Annotated in this window: 19 protein-coding genes; 8 read left to right on the top strand and 11 right to left on the bottom strand. The window is 65.5% G+C overall.

Translation table 11 applies throughout. The annotated features are described in order from the left end of the window. The first annotated feature begins 161 nt into the window (after nucleotides 1–161). Nucleotides 162–1703, top strand: a complete 1542-nt coding sequence (locus tag Cocul_RS01005; RefSeq protein ID WP_055121457.1) for a metallophosphoesterase family protein — start codon at nucleotides 162–164, stop codon at nucleotides 1701–1703. A 31-nt stretch (nucleotides 1704–1734) separates the two neighbouring features. Here Cocul_RS01005 and uriH read toward each other — a convergent pair whose 3' ends face one another. Genes uriH through Cocul_RS00995 form a run of 3 tightly spaced genes read right to left on the bottom strand, consistent with a single transcriptional unit; the run spans nucleotide 1735 to nucleotide 4182 of the window. Next, nucleotides 1735–2676 (bottom strand): uridine-preferring nucleoside hydrolase UriH, encoded by a 942-nt coding sequence (uriH, locus tag Cocul_RS01000; protein ID WP_055121456.1) that lies wholly within the window; start codon nucleotides 2674–2676, stop codon nucleotides 1735–1737. Between the two features lie 2 nt (nucleotides 2677–2678). Next, the gene (locus Cocul_RS12430) at nucleotides 2679–2819 is read right to left on the bottom strand and encodes a hypothetical protein (protein WP_160318475.1); all 141 of its coding nucleotides are present in this window, start codon (nucleotides 2817–2819) and stop codon (nucleotides 2679–2681) included. A 25-nt stretch (nucleotides 2820–2844) separates the two neighbouring features. Next, nucleotides 2845–4182, bottom strand: coding sequence for a YeeE/YedE thiosulfate transporter family protein (locus tag Cocul_RS00995; protein ID WP_055121455.1), 1338 nt, complete (start codon nucleotides 4180–4182; stop codon nucleotides 2845–2847). Between the two features lie 195 nt (nucleotides 4183–4377). On the opposite strand from Cocul_RS00995, the gene Cocul_RS00990 reads away from it, so the two are divergent. The 5 genes from Cocul_RS00990 (at nucleotide 4378) to Cocul_RS00965 (ending at nucleotide 10346) form a co-directional block, all read left to right on the top strand. Then, nucleotides 4378–6171, top strand: coding sequence for a BCCT family transporter (locus Cocul_RS00990; RefSeq protein ID WP_082422139.1), 1794 nt, complete (start codon nucleotides 4378–4380; stop codon nucleotides 6169–6171). A gap of 34 nt (nucleotides 6172–6205) precedes the next feature. Then, nucleotides 6206–7360, top strand: a complete 1155-nt coding sequence (locus tag Cocul_RS00985; protein WP_055121453.1) for a DUF418 domain-containing protein — start codon at nucleotides 6206–6208, stop codon at nucleotides 7358–7360. Between the two features lie 78 nt (nucleotides 7361–7438). Beyond that, nucleotides 7439–8536 carry a PTS sugar transporter subunit IIC gene (locus Cocul_RS00980; protein ID WP_245622060.1) on the top strand — a complete coding sequence of 366 codons (1098 nt, stop codon included), beginning with the start codon at nucleotides 7439–7441 and terminating at the stop codon, nucleotides 8534–8536. A 175-nt stretch (nucleotides 8537–8711) separates the two neighbouring features. Continuing rightward, the gene (locus tag Cocul_RS00975; RefSeq protein ID WP_055121451.1) at nucleotides 8712–9818 is read left to right on the top strand and encodes an ATP-binding protein; all 1107 of its coding nucleotides are present in this window, start codon (nucleotides 8712–8714) and stop codon (nucleotides 9816–9818) included. Nucleotides 9819–10115: 297 nt separating this feature from the next. Beyond that, nucleotides 10116–10346 (top strand): hypothetical protein, encoded by a 231-nt coding sequence (locus tag Cocul_RS00965; protein ID WP_055121449.1) that lies wholly within the window; start codon nucleotides 10116–10118, stop codon nucleotides 10344–10346. A gap of 10 nt (nucleotides 10347–10356) precedes the next feature. On the opposite strand, the gene Cocul_RS00960 is transcribed toward Cocul_RS00965, so the two are convergent. Next, nucleotides 10357–11682: an FAD-binding oxidoreductase gene (locus Cocul_RS00960; RefSeq protein ID WP_055121448.1), complete on the bottom strand. Its 1326-nt coding sequence runs from the start codon at nucleotides 11680–11682 to the stop codon at nucleotides 10357–10359. 55 nt (nucleotides 11683–11737) lie between these two features. Further along, nucleotides 11738–13594 carry a translation elongation factor 4 gene (lepA, locus tag Cocul_RS00955; RefSeq protein WP_055121447.1) on the bottom strand — a complete coding sequence of 619 codons (1857 nt, stop codon included), beginning with the start codon at nucleotides 13592–13594 and terminating at the stop codon, nucleotides 11738–11740. A 154-nt stretch (nucleotides 13595–13748) separates the two neighbouring features. Here lepA and Cocul_RS00950 point away from each other — a divergent pair, with 154 nt between their 5' ends. After that, nucleotides 13749–14300, top strand: coding sequence for a type II toxin-antitoxin system PemK/MazF family toxin (locus tag Cocul_RS00950; protein WP_055121446.1), 552 nt, complete (start codon nucleotides 13749–13751; stop codon nucleotides 14298–14300). Between the two features lie 216 nt (nucleotides 14301–14516). Further along, nucleotides 14517–14780, top strand: coding sequence for a 30S ribosomal protein S20 (gene rpsT / locus Cocul_RS00945; protein WP_055121445.1), 264 nt, complete (start codon nucleotides 14517–14519; stop codon nucleotides 14778–14780). A gap of 118 nt (nucleotides 14781–14898) precedes the next feature. Here rpsT and Cocul_RS00940 read toward each other — a convergent pair whose 3' ends face one another. The 6 genes from Cocul_RS00940 to Cocul_RS00915 form a co-directional block, all read right to left on the bottom strand. Further along, complete coding sequence (locus Cocul_RS00940; RefSeq protein ID WP_055121444.1) at nucleotides 14899–15540, bottom strand: LysE family transporter; 642 nt, start codon at nucleotides 15538–15540, stop codon at nucleotides 14899–14901. Next, nucleotides 15537–15923, bottom strand: coding sequence for an ankyrin repeat domain-containing protein (locus Cocul_RS00935; protein ID WP_055121443.1), 387 nt, complete (start codon nucleotides 15921–15923; stop codon nucleotides 15537–15539). The genes Cocul_RS00940 and Cocul_RS00935 overlap by 4 nt, the downstream gene beginning before the upstream one ends. 10 nt (nucleotides 15924–15933) lie before the next feature. Then, nucleotides 15934–16878, bottom strand: coding sequence for a DNA polymerase III subunit delta (holA, locus tag Cocul_RS00930; RefSeq protein WP_055121989.1), 945 nt, complete (start codon nucleotides 16876–16878; stop codon nucleotides 15934–15936). A 61-nt stretch (nucleotides 16879–16939) separates the two neighbouring features. After that, entirely contained in the window at nucleotides 16940–18730 is a 1791-nt protein-coding gene (locus Cocul_RS00925) for a ComEC/Rec2 family competence protein (protein ID WP_055121442.1), read from the bottom strand. Continuing rightward, a complete protein-coding gene (locus Cocul_RS00920; protein WP_055121441.1) occupies nucleotides 18727–19440 on the bottom strand; it encodes a ComEA family DNA-binding protein in 714 nt (237 codons plus the stop codon). The genes Cocul_RS00925 and Cocul_RS00920 overlap by 4 nt, the downstream gene beginning before the upstream one ends. Nucleotides 19441–19505: 65 nt before the next feature. Continuing rightward, nucleotides 19506–20273: a DegV family protein gene (locus Cocul_RS00915; RefSeq protein WP_055121440.1), complete on the bottom strand. Its 768-nt coding sequence runs from the start codon at nucleotides 20271–20273 to the stop codon at nucleotides 19506–19508. Nucleotides 20274–20276: the final 3 nt, after the last annotated feature.

The following is a 20276-nucleotide window of genomic DNA, read 5'->3' as shown; positions in this document are numbered from 1 at the left end:
ATTGAGTCATATGGCCCATTTTTATTGAGCGATTTGGCCGTCGCGTTCACCTAGGGTTTCCCCGTTGCTCATCTGCGCGCCTCGCCGCGTTCACCTGGATTTTCCCTCTTACTGCCATAATGCGTGCCGTACCCAGATGCACACGCACGCAAGGAGTTCTGGTGAAGCGCCGTACCCTCCTCAAGGCAGCCGCAGCGGCCAGTTGGCTGCCCGCCCTCGGTTCCGTGTCTCCCGCCCAGGCCAGCACTGCCATAGCAACCCGTCCCGGCGTGCTGTTCTACGAGGGCTTCGACGAGGTGCCCAACCCCGCCTCTTTTACTCACCGCCTCCCCGAGGGGTGGACAAGCAGCGTGGAGGGTGTGACCTCCGGGGAGAAGCGCTGGGAGGGGTGGACTCTGGCCACCATTCGGGATTGGGCCTGGGCCTGCGGCACCGATAAGCGCCACTGGTTCACGCGGGGTTACCGGCAGGTGTGCATCGTGGATTCCAAGCAGCAGCGCCTCAATTCCACCGACAGCATGGACGCGCACCTGTTTTCCCCGGAGATTGACGTCACCGGACACAGCACCGTGACGGTGGAGTTTGATTCCCACTATCGGCAGGGGCGCAAGGGGCAAAGCGCCGAGGTAACCGCGCATCTGGGCGATCAGGAGATCACGCTCCTGCAATTCACAGAAGACAAGTTCTCCTCCCACGAGGCTCTTTCCGTGGAGATTCCCGCAGGCGTGAACACCCTGCACCTGGGTTTCCATTACCTTAGCGGCAACGATGACTGGTTCTGGGCCATTGATAACGTGGCGGTCACCACTCCCCTACCGGAGGTCGCGGGGCCACCCATCGCCATTATCGACGTCCTCTCCGACGTCCAGGGAGACATCACCGACTACGAGGACGCGGTGCGGCAACTCAACGCCATGCCGGAACCCGCGCACGCCCTGGTGATTAACGGCGATGCCGTAGACGACGGCAGCACGGAATTATGGGAGGAGTTCGAGGCCGCCACCGCGCGCACCCCGCATATTTCTGGGCAAACGATCATGACGGCGGGAAACCATGAGATGTACGGCGACGAAAGCTCCGGCACCTACATAGAGCGATTCCTGCATTACTCCCACAGCCAGGACTTATGGCGAGAAGTGATCATCAACGGCATACCGATTATCACCCTGAATTCGGAGTACTACTCCGACGTGGACAGGGACGGCAAGGAACCCTTTGTGCGTCTCTCCCCCGATCAACTCGCCTGGCTAGATGAGCGCCTGCTGCATTGGCAGCAGCGCGGCGTGAGGGTGCTGCTTTTTGCCCATTACCTGCTGCCCGGCACCGTCTCCATGTCTCATAGCGCCTGGTACCAGAACGACTACGAGGACCTAGAGGCACTCTCCAATGTGCTAAGCAAGTACACCCACCAGATCATGTTCACCTCCCACAGCCACGCCTCCCTGCTCCACCAGCACGATTGGTGGGGAATCCGGCGCTACCCCGGCACTGGGGAGGCCGGGGCCATTGGCTTCCCGGTGGTGAACACCGGGGCGATCCTCAACGCCTATATGCCCGAGGACGATCACGACGAAATGATCCTTGACGGCCGCGCAGCCTCCGGGCTGCGCGTGCGCGTGTACGACGATCGCGTGCGCGTGGAGGCCTGGGACTTTGTGGAGGGAGAGCCGGTGAAGGGGTGGGATTTTAGGGATGCGAAGTAGCAATGCCCCCAAAAACTTGGCAAACCCCCTGCTAGTGGAGCCTTTCCACCGCCCCCACCACCAGATCCCAGAACCCCTCATGGTCTAGCTTCACCGCTACGGAGGTGGTGCAATCCTGAGGCGCGGGTGCCCTGAAATCGGCCACCGTCATGCCCGCGGTGAGTTCTCCGCGTAGTTCCACGTCGAGGGGCACTGGCACCGTACTCGCCACGTCTGGGTCGATGAGGTAGGCGATGGTGCAGGGGTCGTGTACCGGGGGATCGTCGAAGCCCTGGGCCTCTCGGTAGGCCTCCCGGAAGAAGCCGCAGAGTCCTACCACGAAGTCCCCCGCCCGGGTGCCCAGGGCGGCAAAGCGCTGTTCTACTTCCCTGGTCGCCAACGCCTGGTGGGTGAGGTCAAGGCCCACCATCACCAGGGGCCAGGCCTCGTTGAATACGATGTGCGCGGCCTCGGGATCGGTGGCGATGTTGAATTCCGCCGTGGCGGTCTTGTTGCCCTCGTGGTAGCCGCCGCCCATGAGTACTACCTCGCGCACCCGCTCGGCGATGCGCGGTTCCTTGCGCACGGCCATGGCGATGTTGGTGAGCGGCCCGGTGGGCACCAGGGTGATTTCGCCTGGCTCGTGGGCCATGACGGTGTCAATGATGTAGTCCACCGCGTGTCCGGGCTCCACAGCAACAGAGGGCGCGGGCAGTTCAAAGCCGTGGATTTCCATGCCGCTTTCGCCGTGGACGTCGGCGGCTACTTCTGCCCTGCGCACCAGGGGGCGGGCGCAACCGGCGTGGAGGGGGACGTCGATAAGCCCGGCGATGGTCATCACCTGCCGGGCGTTATTGGTGACCTTGGCGAGGGTTTGGTTGCCGCCCACGGTGGTGATGCCAAGGAGGTCGATCTCGGGGCTGCCTGCGGCCAGGAGGATCGCCACGGCGTCGTCGTGGCCGGGGTCACAGTCCAGGATGATCTTGCGCGCCATGGTCACCCCGCGTACACCCGCAGCAGCACCGAGGCGTCAAGCAGGTGTTCCTCGGGAACCTCGAAGATTCCCATCATGTGGTCAAACTCGTGGGCTTCCGCGCCGGAGAGCAGCACCTGCTCCCGATCCATCCAGGGCTCCATGCCCCAGAGTCTAACACCGGGCGGCTCATGCGCCCTTGCGCACGGTGATGCTCCACCCGGCCGCGCCGCGCTCGGTGAAGTCCACCACCTCGTGCCCGTCCTCGGCGGCCCATCGGGGCAGGGTGTCGGTGGCCTGGGTGCAATCAACCAGCTCCTCCCCCGCCTCCAGCCGCTTCATAGCCTCCTTGGCCTCGATCAGGGGGAAGGGGCACACCGCACCGAAGGTGTCCAGACGGTAGCGCCCCGGCGCGAGCGTGGCCACTCCTCCGCCGGTTGTGCTTTGCAAAGCCCCCAGGCTCACCAGCCCGCTCACGCTCGGCAGGGCGTTCACCGCGCCACCCGGCGACGGCGCAGTGGCGGCCACCGTGCCGGAGGGCTTGAGCCACCACCGCGTGCCCAGGGCCACGCCGAAGGCGATGAAGAGCAAAGCCAGCCAGCCCTGGTAGGTGAACAGGGAGGTCTGCACCATGCCGTTGCCCACGGTGCAGCCGCCGGCGAGCGAGGCCCCCACGCCCATCGCCACCCCGCCGATCACGGCGCGGCTCGCGGCGGTGGCATCGGGCACGCGCACCCGGAACTCCCCGGCGGCCACGGCCGCCGCGAAGGCTCCCAGCAACAGCCCGAGCACCAGCATGACGCCCCAGTCCAGGCGGGTGGCATCCCCGGTGACCGCGTAGCGCAGGATATTGGAGGTGGGGGTGGTGATGCCCAGGCCGTCGTTGCGCCCGGTGGCGGCGGAAAGCGGCCAGGCCAGCACGCCGAGCGCGCCGATCAATACCGCCGCGGTGTAGAGGTGCAGCGGGCGCTTCCACAGCGGCGGGTGAGCGTGAGGCACCGGCAGGCTCTTCTCCACCGCAAGGTAGCGCCGCGCCCACACCGCCGTGCCCGCACTCAAGGCCAGGGCGAAGAACCACGGGGAGAGGCCCAGGGTTTCCGGGAGGCTGCGGAGCGGAACCGTGTGGGATTGCAGGGCCTCGTTGAAGCCGCGCAGCGCCCCGCTCTTCATCGCGGCGGCGGAGAGCGCGTAGGTGCCCAACGCAATCCAGGAGCCCACCAATCCCTCGGCGGAGCGGTACCAGGTGCCGGACGCGCACCCGCCCGCCAGCACGATCCCCAGCCCAAAGAGCAGCCCGCCCGGGATCACCGCGAGGGGCGCGAGGTCCGCATACTCCGGGGCGATCACGCCCAGGCTGGTGGGCGCGGCCAGGCCCACCGCATGCACGGAGATCACGATGAGCAGGCCGGTGAATCCGCGCCAGGAGCCGCTGAGAAAAATATCGCGCAGCATGCCGGTCACGCAGAAGCGCCCGCGCTGCATCACCGCGCCCACGGCCGCGCCGAGGGCCAGTCCCGTCACTATCATGCTCGTGCCTTTCTGTCCGTGCCCTGCAATCTGGCTGTAGGGACGTCGATAGTAGACTTATCTGTCTATGTAGAACATACAGTACTGTACGAAAATTGGCATACCCGCCCCGGTGCTGAATAATGGGCCACTTCCGCATACCTCGTACCCCTGGGAGGGGATCTTTCCGTGCCCGATAACGCCTATCCACACAACATGCACCCCGGCCTGGTGCCGGGCATTGGCGTGGACGAACAACGCAACCGATTCGGGCTTGACCGCTGGGTATTCGGCGCCACCGCCGCGCTGATTCTCAGCTTCATCGCCTGGGGAGTACTCGCCCCCGAGGCCGTTTCCCGCACCGCCACCACCGCCTTTTCCTGGGCGATGGAAAACACCGGCTGGCTGCTCAACCTCACCATGATCGCCGGCATTGCCGTGATGGCCTACCTGGCGTTTTCCCGCTTCGGAGCCATTCGCCTGGGCCGCGATGACGAGGAGCCGGAGTTCTCCCGCTTCTCCTGGGTGGCCATGATGTTCGGCGCGGGCATTGGCGTGGGCATCTTCTTCTTTGGCCCCTCCGAACCGCTATCGCATTACCTTTCTCCCCCACCGCACACCGTGGAGCCCGCCACCCCGGAGGCCCTTCACCAGGGCATGGCGCAGTCCCACTTCCACTGGGGGCTCTCCGCCTGGGCGCTCTACGCGATGGTGGGCGGCGCGCTGGCGTATTCCTCCTACCGGCGCGGCCGCGTCTCCCTCTTCTCCTCCGCCTTCCACGCGCTGCTCGGCCCGCGCCACGCCGAGGGGCTGGCGGGCAGGCTTATCGACGTCACGGCGATCATCGCCACCGTGTTTGGCACCGCCGCCACGCTCGGTTTATCCGCCATCCAGATCGGCCAGGGCGTGAGCATTGTTTCCGGTTGGGGGCAGTTGGGCAATTCCGCGCTCATTATCATCATGGCGGTGCTCACGGTGGGCTTTATTATCTCCGCCGTCTCCGGGGTGGCGCGCGGGGTGCGCTACCTTTCCAATATCAATATCTCGCTCACCCTGGGCCTGGTACTTTTTGTATTCCTCACCGGCCCCACGCTCTTCCTCCTCAACCTCCTCCCCTCGGGGCTGCTCCATTACGGCGATCAATTGCTGGTGATGATGGGCAAATCGCTCTCCTGGGGGCAGGAGACGGTGGACTTCCAGGCCAGCTGGACGGCCTTCTACTGGGCCTGGTGGATCTCCTGGACCCCCTTTGTGGGCATGTTCATCGCCCGCATCTCTCGCGGACGCACCCTGCGCGAGTTCGCGCTGGTGGCCATGGCCGTGCCCACGTTCATTCTGGCCTGCGCCTTTACCGTGTTTGGCGGCACCGCCATCGTCTTCTCCCGGGAAGGGCGCCCCGGCTTCGATGGCTCCGCCACCCCGGAGCAGGTGCTCTTCTCCCTCTTTGATGCCCTCCCCCTCGCGCAGATCACCCCGTTCATCATCATCGCGGTGCTCGCCGTCTTTTTCATCACCTCGGCCGATTCCGCCTCCGTGGTCATGGGCACCCTCTCCTCGAGAGGTAATCCCGCGCCGCCGCGCGCCGTGGTGGTGTTCTGGGGCCTGTGCATGATGGGCATCGCTGTGGTGATGCTGCTCGCCGGGGGCCAGGACGCCCTTTCCGGGCTGCAATCCCTCACCGTCCTCATCGCCCTGCCCTTCTCCCTGGTGCTCATGCTGCTGGTGGTGGCCTTCCTGCGCGATCTCCACACCGATCCCGCCGCCATTCGGCGCACCTACGCCCAGGCCGCCCTGCGCAACGCCGTCTACCGGGGCCTGGAGGAACACGGCGACGAGTTTGAGTTAGCCGTTGGCCGGGCGCAAACCGGCCAGGGGGCCGGGGCGGACTTCGATTCCACCGCAGAGAACGTAACCCGGTGGTATCAGCGCACCGACGAGGACGGCAATGACGTGGACTATGACTTTGACTCCGGCACCTGGGGAGACGGCTGGGAGGACCCCACAAAGTAGCACCGCACACACATTCGTGACACCCTAGGACACCATGTCCTCCACCCGTATTCATGGCTTCGACCTCGCCCGCGCGCTCGCCATCATCGGCATGATGACCGCCCACCTGGGCCCCTCCCAACCCTGGGTTGGCGCGCTCAGCAACGGCTTCCCCTCCGCCCTCTTTGCGGTGCTCGCCGGGGCGTCGTTAAGCCTCATGCATGCCAAAGCCGACGCCTCCGGCGGCACCCCCCTCGCCGCAGCGCGACACCGCACGCTGATCCGAGGCGTGATCCTGGTGGGCCTGGGCATGGTGCTGGCCACCGTGCAATCCGTCATCTCCGTGGTGCTGGCCTCCATTGGCGCGATTTATCTGGTGCTGGGGCCTTGCACCCGGTGGCGCACCCGATACCTGGTGGCCGGGGCCGTGATTCTGCCGCTGGTGGGAATCGGCTTAAGCTTTTATCAGGTGCAGGGCTCCCTCATGGCCCAAAGCCCCCTGCTGGAGGGGGCCTATCCCCTCCTCAACTGGCTGGCCTACGGGCTTTTTGGCATGGTGCTGCACCGCGCATTCTTTGCCAGGCCGCTGATCGCCGTGGCGGTCACCTGCCTGGGGCTGCTCGTGGGCGGCTACGCCGTGTGGCAGCGTCACCTCACCGGAGAACTCGGCCACGGGGAGAACCCCCTGGACGTGGTGTACTCCTATGGCTTTAGCGCGGGAGTGATCGGCCTTTGCCTGCTCATCACCCGCCCCCGCGCGCTCACCGCGGCTCTCTACCCCCTGCGCAGCCTGGGCGTGATGGCCCTGACCGTGTACGTGGCGCACGTGCTCACCGCCGCAATCCCGCTCCAGGGCTACCCCACCTTTGGGTCTGATTCCTCCGCGGAGTCCGCCTATGCCGATTCCATGGAGGAACTCTTTGCCGGGGTGGACTTTGAGCAGTTCCGTGAGGACATCGCCGCCACCGAGACCTGGGAGGAATACATGGCGGTGGAATCCCAAACCTTCTCCACCGCCACCGAATCCGCCGCCTCCGCCGCTTCCCTGCCGCCCGCCGAGCAGGATCACACCGCCTGGTGGTTGGGTTCCATCGGCGTGGCGCTCGCGCTGTGCTCCCTGTGGCGCGGATTCCGCCCGCGCGGCCCCCTGGAGGAGGCCCTGCGCTGGGCCACCTACCGGGGCAGCACACCAGAGTTGGCGGGGAGGTAATTATTTTTGCCTCACTCCCCAGGGCGACGGGTATCGTCCTAATATCCTCCGTGTTTTTTCGTCTAAGCAAGGATTACCGTGTCTGAACCATCTCCCGCGCCTGCGGCCCCCACCGCCCCAACCACTTATGCCACATCCGCAGGTGATTTCACCCTCAAGGTGCTCAATGGCATCTCCATCGCCGTCGTCGTCTCCCTGGTTCCCCAGGCGCTCCTGGGAGAACTCTTCAAGGCGCTGCTCCCAGTATTCCCCCAGGGAATCAACATCATCAACATGGTGAGCCTCACCGCCTCCATGATGCCGCTGATTATCGGCGTGATGGTGGCCATGCAGTTCAAGCTCACCCCCATTCAGACCGCCGCCGTGGGCATCGCCGCCATGCTCGGCTCCGGGGTGGCCACCCCCGACCCCGAGGGCGGATTCCACGTGCAGGGCACCGGCCTGGTGATTAACTCCGGGCTCACCGCCGCCCTGGCCGTGGGCGTGGTGGCCCTGATCGGGCAGAGGCTCAAGAACTACACAATCCTGCTGCTCTCCATGATCGTGGTGCTTGTGGCCGGGGGCATCGGCTCCATGGTCACCTACCCGGCGGTCAAGGTGCTCACCCAATGGCTGGGTTCCCTGGTCAACGGGGCCACCGGATTCCAGCCGATCCTCATGGGCCTGGTACTGGCCGTGCTCTTCTCCGTGCTGATCGTCTCCCCCATCTCCACGGTGGGCATCGCCACCGCGATCTTCATGGAGGGCGTCTCCTCCGGCACCACCAACCTCGGCGTGACCGCCGCCGGCTTCGGCCTCATGGTGGCCGGGTGGAAGGTCAATGGCTTTGGCACCTCGATCCTGCACGTGCTCGGCTCCCCAAAGGTGCAGATGGCTAACCTGTGGTCGCGCCCCGTCACCATGCTGCCCATGATCTGTAGCGCGGCGATCGTGGGCGCCCTCGGCGGCATGCTCGGCATCTCCGGCACCCCGATCTCCGCAGGCTTTGGTGTTTCCGGCCTCATGGGGCCGCTGGCCGCCCTGAACTACGAGGGCTGGGGGTGGACGGCGGCGAACATGCTCATCGTGGGCCTGCTTTTCTTTATTCTTCCCCTGGTGCTCGCCATCGTGTTCAGCAAGGTGTTTGAAAAGATCGGGTGGGTGCGCCCGGAGCATTACAAGCTGGATTTTGAGTAAATCTCTCACACGTGGGCGGGGTGCGGCGGCACCCCGCTTTTTTATGCTTATCGACGCCCCGGTGGCGTTACGTGGTGCTGCGGGACGTCGATAAGCACAAATTCGTATAGATCGTACAGCAGAGGGAGGTTCGTACAGCGTGCTATAGTTCGTACAGATCGTACAAGGAGCAGGCATGGCACCACGCAACCCCTTCCGCCCCACCTTTGGCATCGTGCCCGAGGTGGTGGCTGGGCGCAGCGGCACCGTCGCCCAGGTATCCCTGGCGCTGGACGAGGGGGCGGGATCGCCCTATCGCTTCACCCTCATCAGCGGAGCGCGTGGTTCCGGCAAGACCGTGCTGCTCAACCTCCTGGAAAAGGAGGCGCGCGCACGCGGCTGGACTCCCCTGCGCGTCACCGCTGCCGGCACCATGCTGGGTAAACTCACCCAGACCGACCTGCCGAAACTCCTCGCGGAACACAGCCCCAACGCACACCGCACGCAGGTCACCGGAGGCTCGCTGCCGGGGCTGGGTTCGCTCAGCGTCACCCGCACGCAGCGCTACCCCTACCAGGAATCGATCCACAGCCTCCTGCGAGAAGCTGTGACCACGCTCGATGCGCGCGGTGGCGGACTCTTCCTCTCCCTCGACGAGCTGCAATCCGCCTCACCCGAACACCTGCACACCCTCACCGACGCCATTCAGGACGTAGTGCGCGATGAACTCCCCATCGCGCTCACCGTGGCGGGCCTGCCCTTTGAGATAGCCGAACTCCTCGACCACCCCGGCACCACCTTTCTGCGCCGCGCTGTACCCGTGCCGCTCACCGCACTCCCCCAAGCCGAGGTGGAGGCCACCCTGCGCGATACCGCCCTGCGCGGCAACAAGCACTTCAACGACGAGGCCGCGCGCACCGCCGCCAAGGCCACCCAGGGTTATCCCTACCTGGTGCAACTGCTCGGCTCGGTAGCCTGGGCGCTCGCGGATAAGGAAATCACGCCCGCTACCATCGACACCGCCCTGCCCCTCGTGATCGAACGCATGGGTCTACAGGTACACGCCCCGGCGCTGCGCGGGGTGCCCGAGCGAGAACGGGAATACCTGCTGCACATGGCGGGTGGTACACGCCCCATGCCCACCGGGGAGATCGCTGCCGCCATGAAGATTCCGGCGAACCAGCAATCCACCTATCGACGCCGCCTCATCGAACGCGGGCTCATCGCACCCGCCGGGTACGGGCGCGTGGACTTTGCACTGCCGTATCTGGAGGAGTATTTGCGTGGGGTGGAGGGTGATTAGCGCCTCTCCACGCAAGCAAGTATTTATCATTCCGCGACTATAGACTATAGGGAGTCATGAATCCATTACTCGGCATTGAAACATGGCATCTTACGCTGCCAACATCCGTAAAATGGTAGAGAGTGCTCCCTATCGTGAGGAAATCGGGGAAGATACAACTAAACTCATCTATGTAGGCTTTGATACACGCGGACGTGCACTAGAAGTCATCACTTTCATCTCCCACGGTGAGGAAGAAATCGTCATCCACGCAATGAAGCTACGGAAGCAGTACCATCACCTGCTAAGGAGGATATTATGACCCAGCACATACCACCGTGGACCGAAGAAAAAATCCAGTCCCTCGTCGCTGAAGCGGAGGCTGGGCTTGATCTCTCCCAAGCACGGCGCGAACCTAACCCGCACTACACGGGCCCGCGATTGAGTGAAGAAACCTGGGAGCATCTTCATAGCCAGGCTTTGGCGGAGGGACGGCACCCGGACGAGATTCTGGAAGAAATCGTCAGCAGATTCTTTCATGCAGCGTGATCGTCGATAGCTAAATCCCCCGCCCCGGCGAAAGAATGCCTCGAGGATCCAACGCCGCCTTGATCGCGTGCTGGGCACGCAGCGTAGCTGCATCATATTGGCGGTGTAATTCGTGCCGCTTGAGCAGACCAATTCCGTGCTCTCCGGAGATCACACCGCCAAGCTCCACGGCTGCGGCCACGATCCGATCCATCACCGCCTGCGCTCGTTCCCGCTCCCCCGGCTCCACGCGGATCATCGGGTGCAGGTTCCCGTCCCCGGCGTGCGCCACGATCCGCACTGCCTGGCCTTCTTCCTTTTCCATGCGCGCTATCGCCTCGAACATCGTGGGCAGAGCGGGAACCGGCACACCGACGTCCCCCATCACCCACTCCCCATGAGCCTGCATGGCGGGCAGAGCCAGGCGACGCGCCTCCAACAACGCGGCCCCCTCTCCGGTGCACGCCTGCGCCGCCCCCGCCCGCCGGCTGATCGCCGTGGCCTCCTCCACCGCGCGTTCGGCCTGGGGGCCAAGGGCCTGACCGATGAGCAGCGCCGCACCCGGCTGCGGGAGTCCGGTGGGCCGGTACCGCTCGACCATCGCGGCAATGGGGGCGTCGATAAGCTCCAGGGTCTCCAGCTCCACGGAGCGCACGATCTCCACCACCGCGCGCCCGGCCTCCTCGAAGGAATCGAAGCTACCCAGGAAGGAATGCTCGGGCCCCTGCGGCACCGGGGTCAGCCACACGGTGGCCTCGGTAATGACCCCCAGGGTGCCCTCGGAGCCGACGAAGAGCTGGGTGAGGTTCAGGCCGGTGGAGTTCTTCACGGTGCGCGCCCCCGTGCTAATCACATCGCCGCTGGCCAGCACCACCTTCAGCGCCGCCACGGCCCTGGCGGTATCGCCGTGAGCCAGGCAACGCAGGCCCCCGGCGTTGGTAGCAATATTGCCGCCCACTGTGGAGATCGCGGCACTGGCGGGATCGGGAGCCAAGAAGAGGCCGTGCTTGCGCGCCTCGGCATCGAGATCGGCGGTGAGCACCCCGGCCTGCGCGGTGGCCAGGCGGGCGTCCGCATCAATCTCCACGATGCGGTTCATCTCATGCAGGGCGATCACCAGGCCGCCCTCGTAGGCCAACGCCCCGCCGGACACTCCACTGCCCCCAGCACGCACGGATACCGGCACACGGTACTCGTGCGCCCAGCGCAGGGCGGCGGAGACGTCCTCGGTGGACCGCACCACGGCCACGGCCCGGGGTAAACCCTCCGGGGCAACCTGGGAGGAATCGGTGGTTAGAGGCCGCATCTCCGCCTCCTCGGTGAGCACGCGGCCGTGAGGCAGGATCAGGGAGGTCATGGAGCCTTACTGTACCGGCCTGGCACACCGCAGGGTGGAGTTTTTACCCCGCTATTTATGCCTCATCCGTAGACAACGCCGCCACGAAGGCCTCCTGCGGCACGTTCACCGAGCCGATGGACTTCATGCGCTTCTTGCCCTCTTTTTGCTTCTCCAGCAGTTTACGCTTACGGGAGATGTCACCGCCATAGCACTTGGAGAGCACGTCCTTGCGCAGGGCCTTAATATTCTCGCGCGAGATGATCTTGGCCCCAATGGCCGCCTGCACGGGCACCTCGAACTGCTGGCGAGGAATGATCTCCTTGAGCTTCTTAGTCATCTTATTGCCGTACCACTGGGCGTTATCCCGGTGCACGATGGCACTGAAGGCATCCACGGGATCGCCTTGCAGCAGAATATCCACCTTGACCAGGTCCGCCTCCTGTTCCCCGGCGTCCTCGTAGTTGAGGGAGGCGTACCCCTTGGTGCGGGACTTGAGCATGTCAAAGAAGTCAAAGATGATCTCGCCCAGGGGCATCACGTAGCGCAGTTCCACGCGATCCTCGGAGAGGTAGTCCATGTTCTTCATCTGCCCGCGCCTGCTCTGGCACAGTTCCATCGTGGGGCCCACGTAGTCGGAGGGAACGATGATGGTCATGTCCACGATGGGCTCGTAGACCTCGCGCAGTTTGCCGCCGGGCCAGTCGGCGGGGTTGTGCACCACGTGCTCCTCGCCGTCCTCGGCCACCACGCGGTAGGTCACCGACGGCGCCGTGGAGATGAGGTTGAGGTCAAACTCGCGCTCCAGGCGCACGCGCGTAATCTCCATGTGCAGCAGGCCAAGGAAGCCACAGCGGAAGCCGAAGCCCAGGGCTACCGACGTCTCCGGCTCGAAGGTGAGGGAGGCATCATTGAGCTGCAACTTGTCCAGGGCGTCGCGCAGCGCGGGAAAATCCTCCTGGGAGATGGGAAAGAGCCCGGAATACACCATCGGGGAGGGGTCCTCATATCCCTGAAGGGGTTCCTCCGCACCCTTGGTAGCCCAGGTGACGGTGTCGCCCACCTTGGTCTCGCGCACGTCCTTCACGCCGGTAATCAGGTAGCCCACCTCGCCGGGGCCCAGGCCCTCGCACTTCTTGGGCGTGGGGGACACGATGCCTATCTCCAGTAGCTCGTGCAGCGCGCCGGTGGACATCATGCGCACCTTTTGGCGCGGGGTGAGTTTGCCGTCCATCATGCGGATATAGGTGACCACGCCGCGATAGGTGTCATAGACGGAATCGAAGATCATGGCGCGCGCGGGGGCGTCCTCGAGGGCGTCGGTATGCGGCGGGGGCACCATCTCGCACACGCGATCCAGCAGCGCCTCCACCCCTTCGCCCGTCTTGCCGGATACGCGCAGCACATCGTCCGGCTCGCAGCCGATGATATTGGCTATTTCCAGGGCGTACTTCTCTGGATCGGCGGCGGGCAGATCAATCTTGTTGAGAACCGGAATGATCTCCAGGTCCTTTTCCATCGCCAGGTAGAGGTTCGCCAGGGTTTGTGCCTCGATGCCCTGGGCGGCGTCGACAAGCAAAATGGCACCCTCGCAGGCGGCGAGCGCGCGCGAGACCTCGTAGGTGAAGTCCACGTGGCCGGGGGTGTCGATCATTTGCAGCACGATCTCCCGGCCCTGGGCCGCACCCGAACGCGGAACCCACGGCAGGCGCACGTTTTGGGCCTTGATGGTGATGCCACGCTCGCGCTCGATGTCCATGTTGTCCAGGTATTGATCGCGCATATCGCGCTCCTCCACCACCTTGGACAGCTGCAAGATGCGGTCCGCCAGCGTGGATTTGCCGTGGTCAATATGGGCGATGATGCAGAAGTTACGGATGCGATCCTGATCCGTGAACGTGGTTTCTGCGAAGTTACCTGGCGTGCTGGCCATGAACGTGGAGACCCCTTCCGTCGAGCTAACCCCTGACACTCTACCGAACAAAACGGTATATTCTAAGCCATGTAACAGCGGTGACGGGTGAGACGATATTCCCAACGAATACCCCTCCCCCACCTCCGACGCTCGCAGTACCGGGATGATGTGCATGAGTAAGTCCAGCACGGCGCACGACCTCGCCACCATGTGTAAAAAACTCCTGCCCGGCAGCAAGGTACCCCCGCTGCAAGCCGGACTCGACCGCATCAGTTCCCGCCTGGGCTTTTGCGATACCCCCACCCCCGCCGCACAACACCACCTGAGCACCATCAACGTGGCCACCACCTCCTCCAAGGCCCGCAGCATCTACTACGCGCCGGACATGGACGGCCAACCCGAACCCGGCGAGGTGGTGTGGGTGTGGGCCCCCTCCGACGGCCCCAACCGCCCCCTGCGCGACCGCGCCGTGCTCGTCATCGGCCACGGCCGCGACTCCGTACTGGGTCTGCTCATCTCCCCCAATCCCCGCCACGCCAATGAAAGCGAATGGCTCGACATCGGCTCCGGGGAATGGGACGAAAAGGGCCGACAGTGCTGGGTGCGCCTGGATCGCGTGCTGGAGGTTTCCCACCTGGGCATCCGCCGCCAAGGCGTGCTCTTCCCCCGACGCCGCTTCGAGCGCATCGCCTGCAAGCTACGCAACCGCTACGGGTGGACCTGAGGGTTTTGGCTTAGCACGCCGCTCCTGCTAGCATTTCTCAGGTTGTTCTTTGCCGCACGCACCGACCACGGCGGGCAGGACCTTGGGTTCGCTAGAGCCGGTGCCGAGGCCAGCACCCAGCATCATCATCGCAGGGTACCGGCCGGGATACACGTTCGCGCAGGGAAGCACAACAGTCTGTCCATGCTTTATATAGAGACCAAGAGGTAACCTTTCATGGCTAATATCAAGTCCAAGAAGAAGCGCATTCTCACCAACGAGAAGAGCCGCCAGCGCAACAAGGCCGTGCGCTCCCGCGTGCGCACCGAGATCCGTAAGTTCCGCGAGCTCGTGGCCGAGGGCGATAAGGCCGCCGCCGAGAAGCAGCTGCGCACCGCCTCCCGCATTCTGGACAAGGCCGTGTCCAAGGGCGTGCTGCACCGCAACAACGCCGCCAACAAGAAGTCCGGCATGGCCACCAAGTTCAACAAGATGGACTAATTCATAGTCTTTATCAAAGGGGCACCCGCCGCGAAGGAATCGCAGCGGGTGCCCCTTTTTATTCTTGCTGCCTGCTTTATACCGCCTTTATACTGCCGAGCATTAGTCCCACCCGCGCCTAGACCACAACCTCCCCCACACCGCGCAGCACCAAAACCAACCCAAAGGCCATGAAAAGCGCCCCGGCGGCCATATCAATAAACGGCCCCGCGCGCAGCGCCCGCCGCTGCACCGCCCGCGTGGAAAGAAGCGTGGCGATAAGAAGAAAATACGCCGCCGAACTCAGCCACAGGCACCCAATAATGACGGCCGCCGTGCCCCAGGAGGGAGCGGCAGGCATCACCGGGGCGATGATGGCCGTCAAGAAGAGCACGATCTTGGGGTTGGAGAGGTTCGTCCACAACCCCTGCCGCGCGCACTGCGCGGCGCTTGCCGTGGTAACGCCGGGGACGTCGGCCGCCCCGTAACCACGCAGCCTCCACCCGGCGCGCGCCATCTGGCTACCCATATACCCCAGGTAGGCCCCGCCGAGGAGTTGGATAACCCCGATGAGCACCGGATAGCGGCCCAACACCGCCGCCGCACCACATACCGTGAGCACCATCCACAGCAGCACACCCACGTGTATGCCCGCCACCGTGGCGTAGGCGTGACGGCGCGATCTCGTGGCCGCGCGCATAACCAAGAGGGTATCGGGGCCGGGGGCCGCCACTCCCATGAGGTTGAGCGCGGTGAGGGAAAGAAGCCCGCCCGGCGTCATCGCAGGCGTTCCAGGAGGTCCTCCCGGCCAAACATGCGCGCGGTCTCTACCGCCGTGGGGCTGCCGCGATGGGGATCGGCCTGGGCCTCGATGAGCGCCTCCGCCACGGCGTCCTCCTTTTTAAAGATCGCCCCGGCCAGCGGAGACTGGCCGCGATCGTTGAGCTTGTTCACGTCCGCCCCGCGCTCGATCAGCGCGGCCACCAACTCGGCGTGCCCGGCGTAGGCGGCGAGCATGAGAAAGCTATTGCCCTCCTGATTCACCATGTCCACCGCAACACCGTGGTCGATGTACTGCACCAGCTGCTGATCGCCCTGGCGGGCCATGTCAAACAGCCGGGTGGCTAATTCCTGCACGTCCTGGGGTATATCCGGAGAAGTCATGATGTGTAGTTTAACCAGCCAGGTGAGACACACGCCGCACGGCGGACTCGATGGCAAAGAGCGGGTCACCGCCCTGCCCCTTCACGGCGGCGTCGAGATCGGCCATGAGGATCACCGCCCTGCTCACGGAGTCGCTCGACCACCGCCGCGCCACCTTGGAGGTTTTTTCTATAACAAAGGGGTGCGCGCCCAATTGCCCCGCCAGGCGGCGGGAATCCACCCGCCCTGTGGTGGAGTAAAGCCGCGCGATCATGCCTACCTTGGAACTTAAGGCCGCCGCGATCACCACCGGGCTCATGCCCAATTGCAGGGCCCGCCGGGTAGCGGCCACCGCCCGGGAGGTCTGGCCAGTTACCGCCCAATCCGCGATGTCAAAGGCGGATACCTCCGCCACCCCCGAGTAATAGGCCCGAACGGTGGACACCGTGACCTCTCCCTGCGCATCCGCCACCAGCTGGCTCACCGCCGAGGAAAGTTCGCGCAGATCAGAGCCCACCCCTTCGAGCAAGGCGTGAACCACGTCCGGGGTGATACGCACCCCGTGCGCCCGGAACTCCTGGGTCACCCAGCTGGGAAGTTCCCGCTGTTTTACCTCATCGGCGCGGTGCACGGTGGCGATTTTTTCCAACTTGGATACCAGTGCCTTGGTGCGGCCACCCCCGGAGTGCTCCACGATCAGATAGATGCCCGGCCCCGGATCCACGGCGGCCTGCAAAAGCAGCTCGGTGGGTTCTTTGCCCGCCGTCTCGGTGTTTTTTATCACCGCTACCCGATCCTCCCCGAACAGCGAGGGGGATAGCACCTCTAGCACCTCCGAGGCCGTTAACTCTCCGGCGTTCATGGAGGTCACGGTCACCTCCGGGCGGCCTCCGCGAATCTGCTCGATGATCGCCTCGCGGTGCCGCTCCACAAGGAACGATTCCGTGCCGACGATGAGGTGCACCTGGGATTCCATGCCCTCTACCCTATCGCGCCTCCCATCGTGCCCCGGGCGCACAAGCTCAAAAGCGCCATCCTCAAAAACGCCCATCGGCGGCGTGCTGCGTGCCATCGCGGTACAGGGTCACCGGGCCGTCGCGCTCAGAGAAGAGCACGGGAATTCCCTCGGCCGTCTGGGTGGGGTATTCCGCCGGGCGGCCCGATCCATCGCGCACCACGATCGCCTGGGGGCACGGCTCTCTTGCCCCAGGAGTCGCCATACTTCCGGGACTCACCCGTGGCTCGTGCGACGCCCCCGCCGTCTCACAAGACGCCGTGCCCGCGCTCAGCGCAATGGCTTCCTCCTCAGTATCCACCACGGCAACACGCAGTCGGGTCATATCCACAGGCTCGGCCCTCCGCCACGGCCGGGCCCCTGGCCACGCTCCCGACGCGAGCGCATCAAGCACCACGATCACCGCGCACAGGGCCAGCGCCCGCAGTACCTTTCTGCCCCGACGTCTACCCCGGTCATGCCTCCCCAACACCATCAGGTATGCCAGGTACACGCCCCAGGCATAGCCCACCAGCACTCCCGCGGGAGTAGCCTCTGCCGTGGCGAAGGGCAGGGCGGCGCAGCGCTGCGCCACGTGGTGTATCCACCACGCGCAGGGTTCGATCAGCCACAGCATCACCGCCTCCCCGCCGCCCGGCAGCAGCAGCGCTACCACCGCCAGCAGGCCGCCGAGGGTAATCGGGGCCACCGCCGGGCCCACCAGCACGTTGGCCAGTACGGAGACCGCCGATACCCGCCCGCTCATCGCCGCGATCAGGGGCGTGGTAGCGAGGTCGGCGGCGAGGGATACCGCTAGAGCGCGCACCAGAATATCGGGTAGCCGAGCCCTGGCGATCCAGCGGTAGAGCAGCGGGTAGAGGATCACGATGCCCGCCGTGGCCGCCACCGAGAGAGCGAATCCCCAGTTTGCTGCGAGGGAGGAATCGTAGAGCAGAAGAACAATCACCGCCACGCTCAGCCCATGCAGGGGCGGAAAGGTAGCGGAATGGGCTACCGCGAGCAGACCCACGAGTCCGGTGAGCGTGGCGCGCAGCACCGAAGGGTCCGGGCCGACGAGGAGGAAGAAGGCCGCCACGGCCGCAGCCGCCGCCGCGAGTTGCGTCCGTGGCCCTAGCGTGAACAGGCGGCACAGCAGGAAAACGCAGGTGGCCACGATGGTGACGTTCGCCCCGCTGACTGCGGAGAGATGGGAGAGGCCCGTGGATACGTAGAGTTCCCGCTCCGCTTCATCTTGGGCGGTGGTATTGCCCAGCACCATGCCGGGTATAAGCCCCTGGCTGGACTCCCCCACCCGTTCCTGTACCGCCATGAGGAAGCACTCGTGCACGCGGGCCACCCACCCGGCCATGCCCTGTGGGGCACCGGCCCGCCAGTCCTGCACCACGCCCACCCACTGCCCCAGGCCCGGCCGCTCGCTCGGGTTCCAGTGCACACGGGCTATCAGGGGGCTGCCTCGGCTCAGCGCGACCGGGTGTTCTGATTCCACGAAGAGCGGAACCTGCGCCGGATAGTTGTCCACGCGCACCGGCACCAGCCAACGCTGCTCGCCTATGGTGTGGGGTTCGCCCGCCACCTGCGCCCGTATCTCCTCCGGGAGTGCCCTGTGGGCGAGGCGCCACCGCAGGCGGGTGAGTAGGCAGGCCACGGTTCCCAGAGTGCCCACCACCAAGGCTTGGCCCACGGAGCGTAGCGCGAGCGCCGTCATCACGGCGGCGCACACCAGTATCCACGCCGCCGGCTCGCGGGAGAGCAGCACGGAGAGGGTGGCCGCCCACACCAGCGCGGCTGTGGGGATCAACCGTACCTCGTTCACGGCACCACCTCCCCCTGGATCGCCGCGTACTTTGCCGGGCCGATCCCCCGTACCTCCTGAAGCTGGCTGACATCGCTAAACCCGCCGTGGGTTTCCCGGTAGTCCACGATCGCCTGCGCGGTCACCTGCCCCACGCCGTTGAGCGCCATGAGTTCTTCCACGCTGGCCCTGTTCAGCGATATTTTCCCCGCCTCGGCGGCCGCAGACCCCGCCGCGCCCGCCCCATCAACTCCCGCCGGTGTCTCTCCCGGTACCGGGACGTAGATTTGTTCGCCGTCTTGGAGCGGGCGGGCGATGTTCAGCGCCACGGTATCTACCTCCGGTTCAGGGGTGGCGTGGGCCAGGGCGTCTGAGACCCGCGCCTGCGGCGGGAGGCGCACCAGGCCGGGGTTCTTCACCGCGCCCACCACCGCCACCACGATCTCCGTGGCGGGTTCCGGCGGCACGGCTCCCGCCCCCGATGCCGGTGCAGGAAACGAGGCGGAACCAGGAGCGGCAGCCAATGGTTCCGGTGGCACGCCCGGGGTCTGCGCCCTTGGCCATAGCCACCACAGGGCCAGGGCGAGGGCCGCTATGCAGGCCACCGCGATCCCCTGCCTCGGGGTGATCTGCCACCGGCGTGCGGCGGGGTATTCCACCCGCATGAGGTCTTCTTCCCCCGTGGGGCGGGTGAGATCCTTAAGCCGGTCAAGCGCCTTATCTGCCTGCATGTGGCGCAGACTAAGCGCTGGCCAGAGTCCTCACGGCGCCCGCACCGCCGGGGCTGTGGATAACCCTAGTTATGCGCAACCGAAACGGCGATGGCCCCCGGCCCCGCGTGCACCGCCAGCACTTCCGTGAGGGGATACACGCTCACCTGCGATCCCTGGGGAAGGGCCTCTTCCAGCAGGGCCGCGAGTTTCCGAGCGGCCTCCCTGGCCTCGTGTTCCTGCAAGAACACCCGCACCGGCCGCTCCCCTGCGGCCTCCGCCACCAGCGCGGTGAGGCGGTCAAAGGCGCGCGATTGCGTGCGGGATTTCACCGCTAGTTCCACGCGCCCCTCCCGCACCCGCATGATCGGCTTGGTGGCCAGTGCGGTGGAGATCATCACCGTGCCTGCGGATACCCGCCCGGAGCGCCGCAGCTCGTCAAGCCGGTGGGCGTAGAGGAACGTGGATTGGGTGTCCAGCACCTCCACGGCGGCCGCGTAGCACTCCTCTAACTCTTCTCCCCGCGCCGCAGCGCGGGCGGCGGCTATCGCGGCGGCCCCCAAACCCAGGCCCACGGTGCCGGTGTCCACCACCCGCACCGCGTCGGAGAAGAGTGCGGCGGCCTCCACAGCGGAGGACCAGGTGGAGGAGAACTCCTTGGGGGCGTGCAGCGCCACCACCCCGGCGTCGCCGCCGCGCTCTAGCTGGCGGGCGTAGCAGGCGCAGAGTTCCAGCGCGCTTAATCCCGCGGTGCCGGCCCCGGTGAGGTGCATGCTCGCCACCTCGATGCCGTGTTCCCGCGCCATCTGCGCGGGCAACCCGGCGGTGGAGTCCACCACGATGCGCACCGCCATCGC

This window comes from Corynebacterium oculi, from assembly GCF_001412105.1.
Taxonomy (GTDB): Bacteria; Actinomycetota; Actinomycetes; order Mycobacteriales; family Mycobacteriaceae; genus Corynebacterium; species Corynebacterium oculi.
This window is presented reverse-complemented; position numbering and strand designations above follow the sequence as displayed.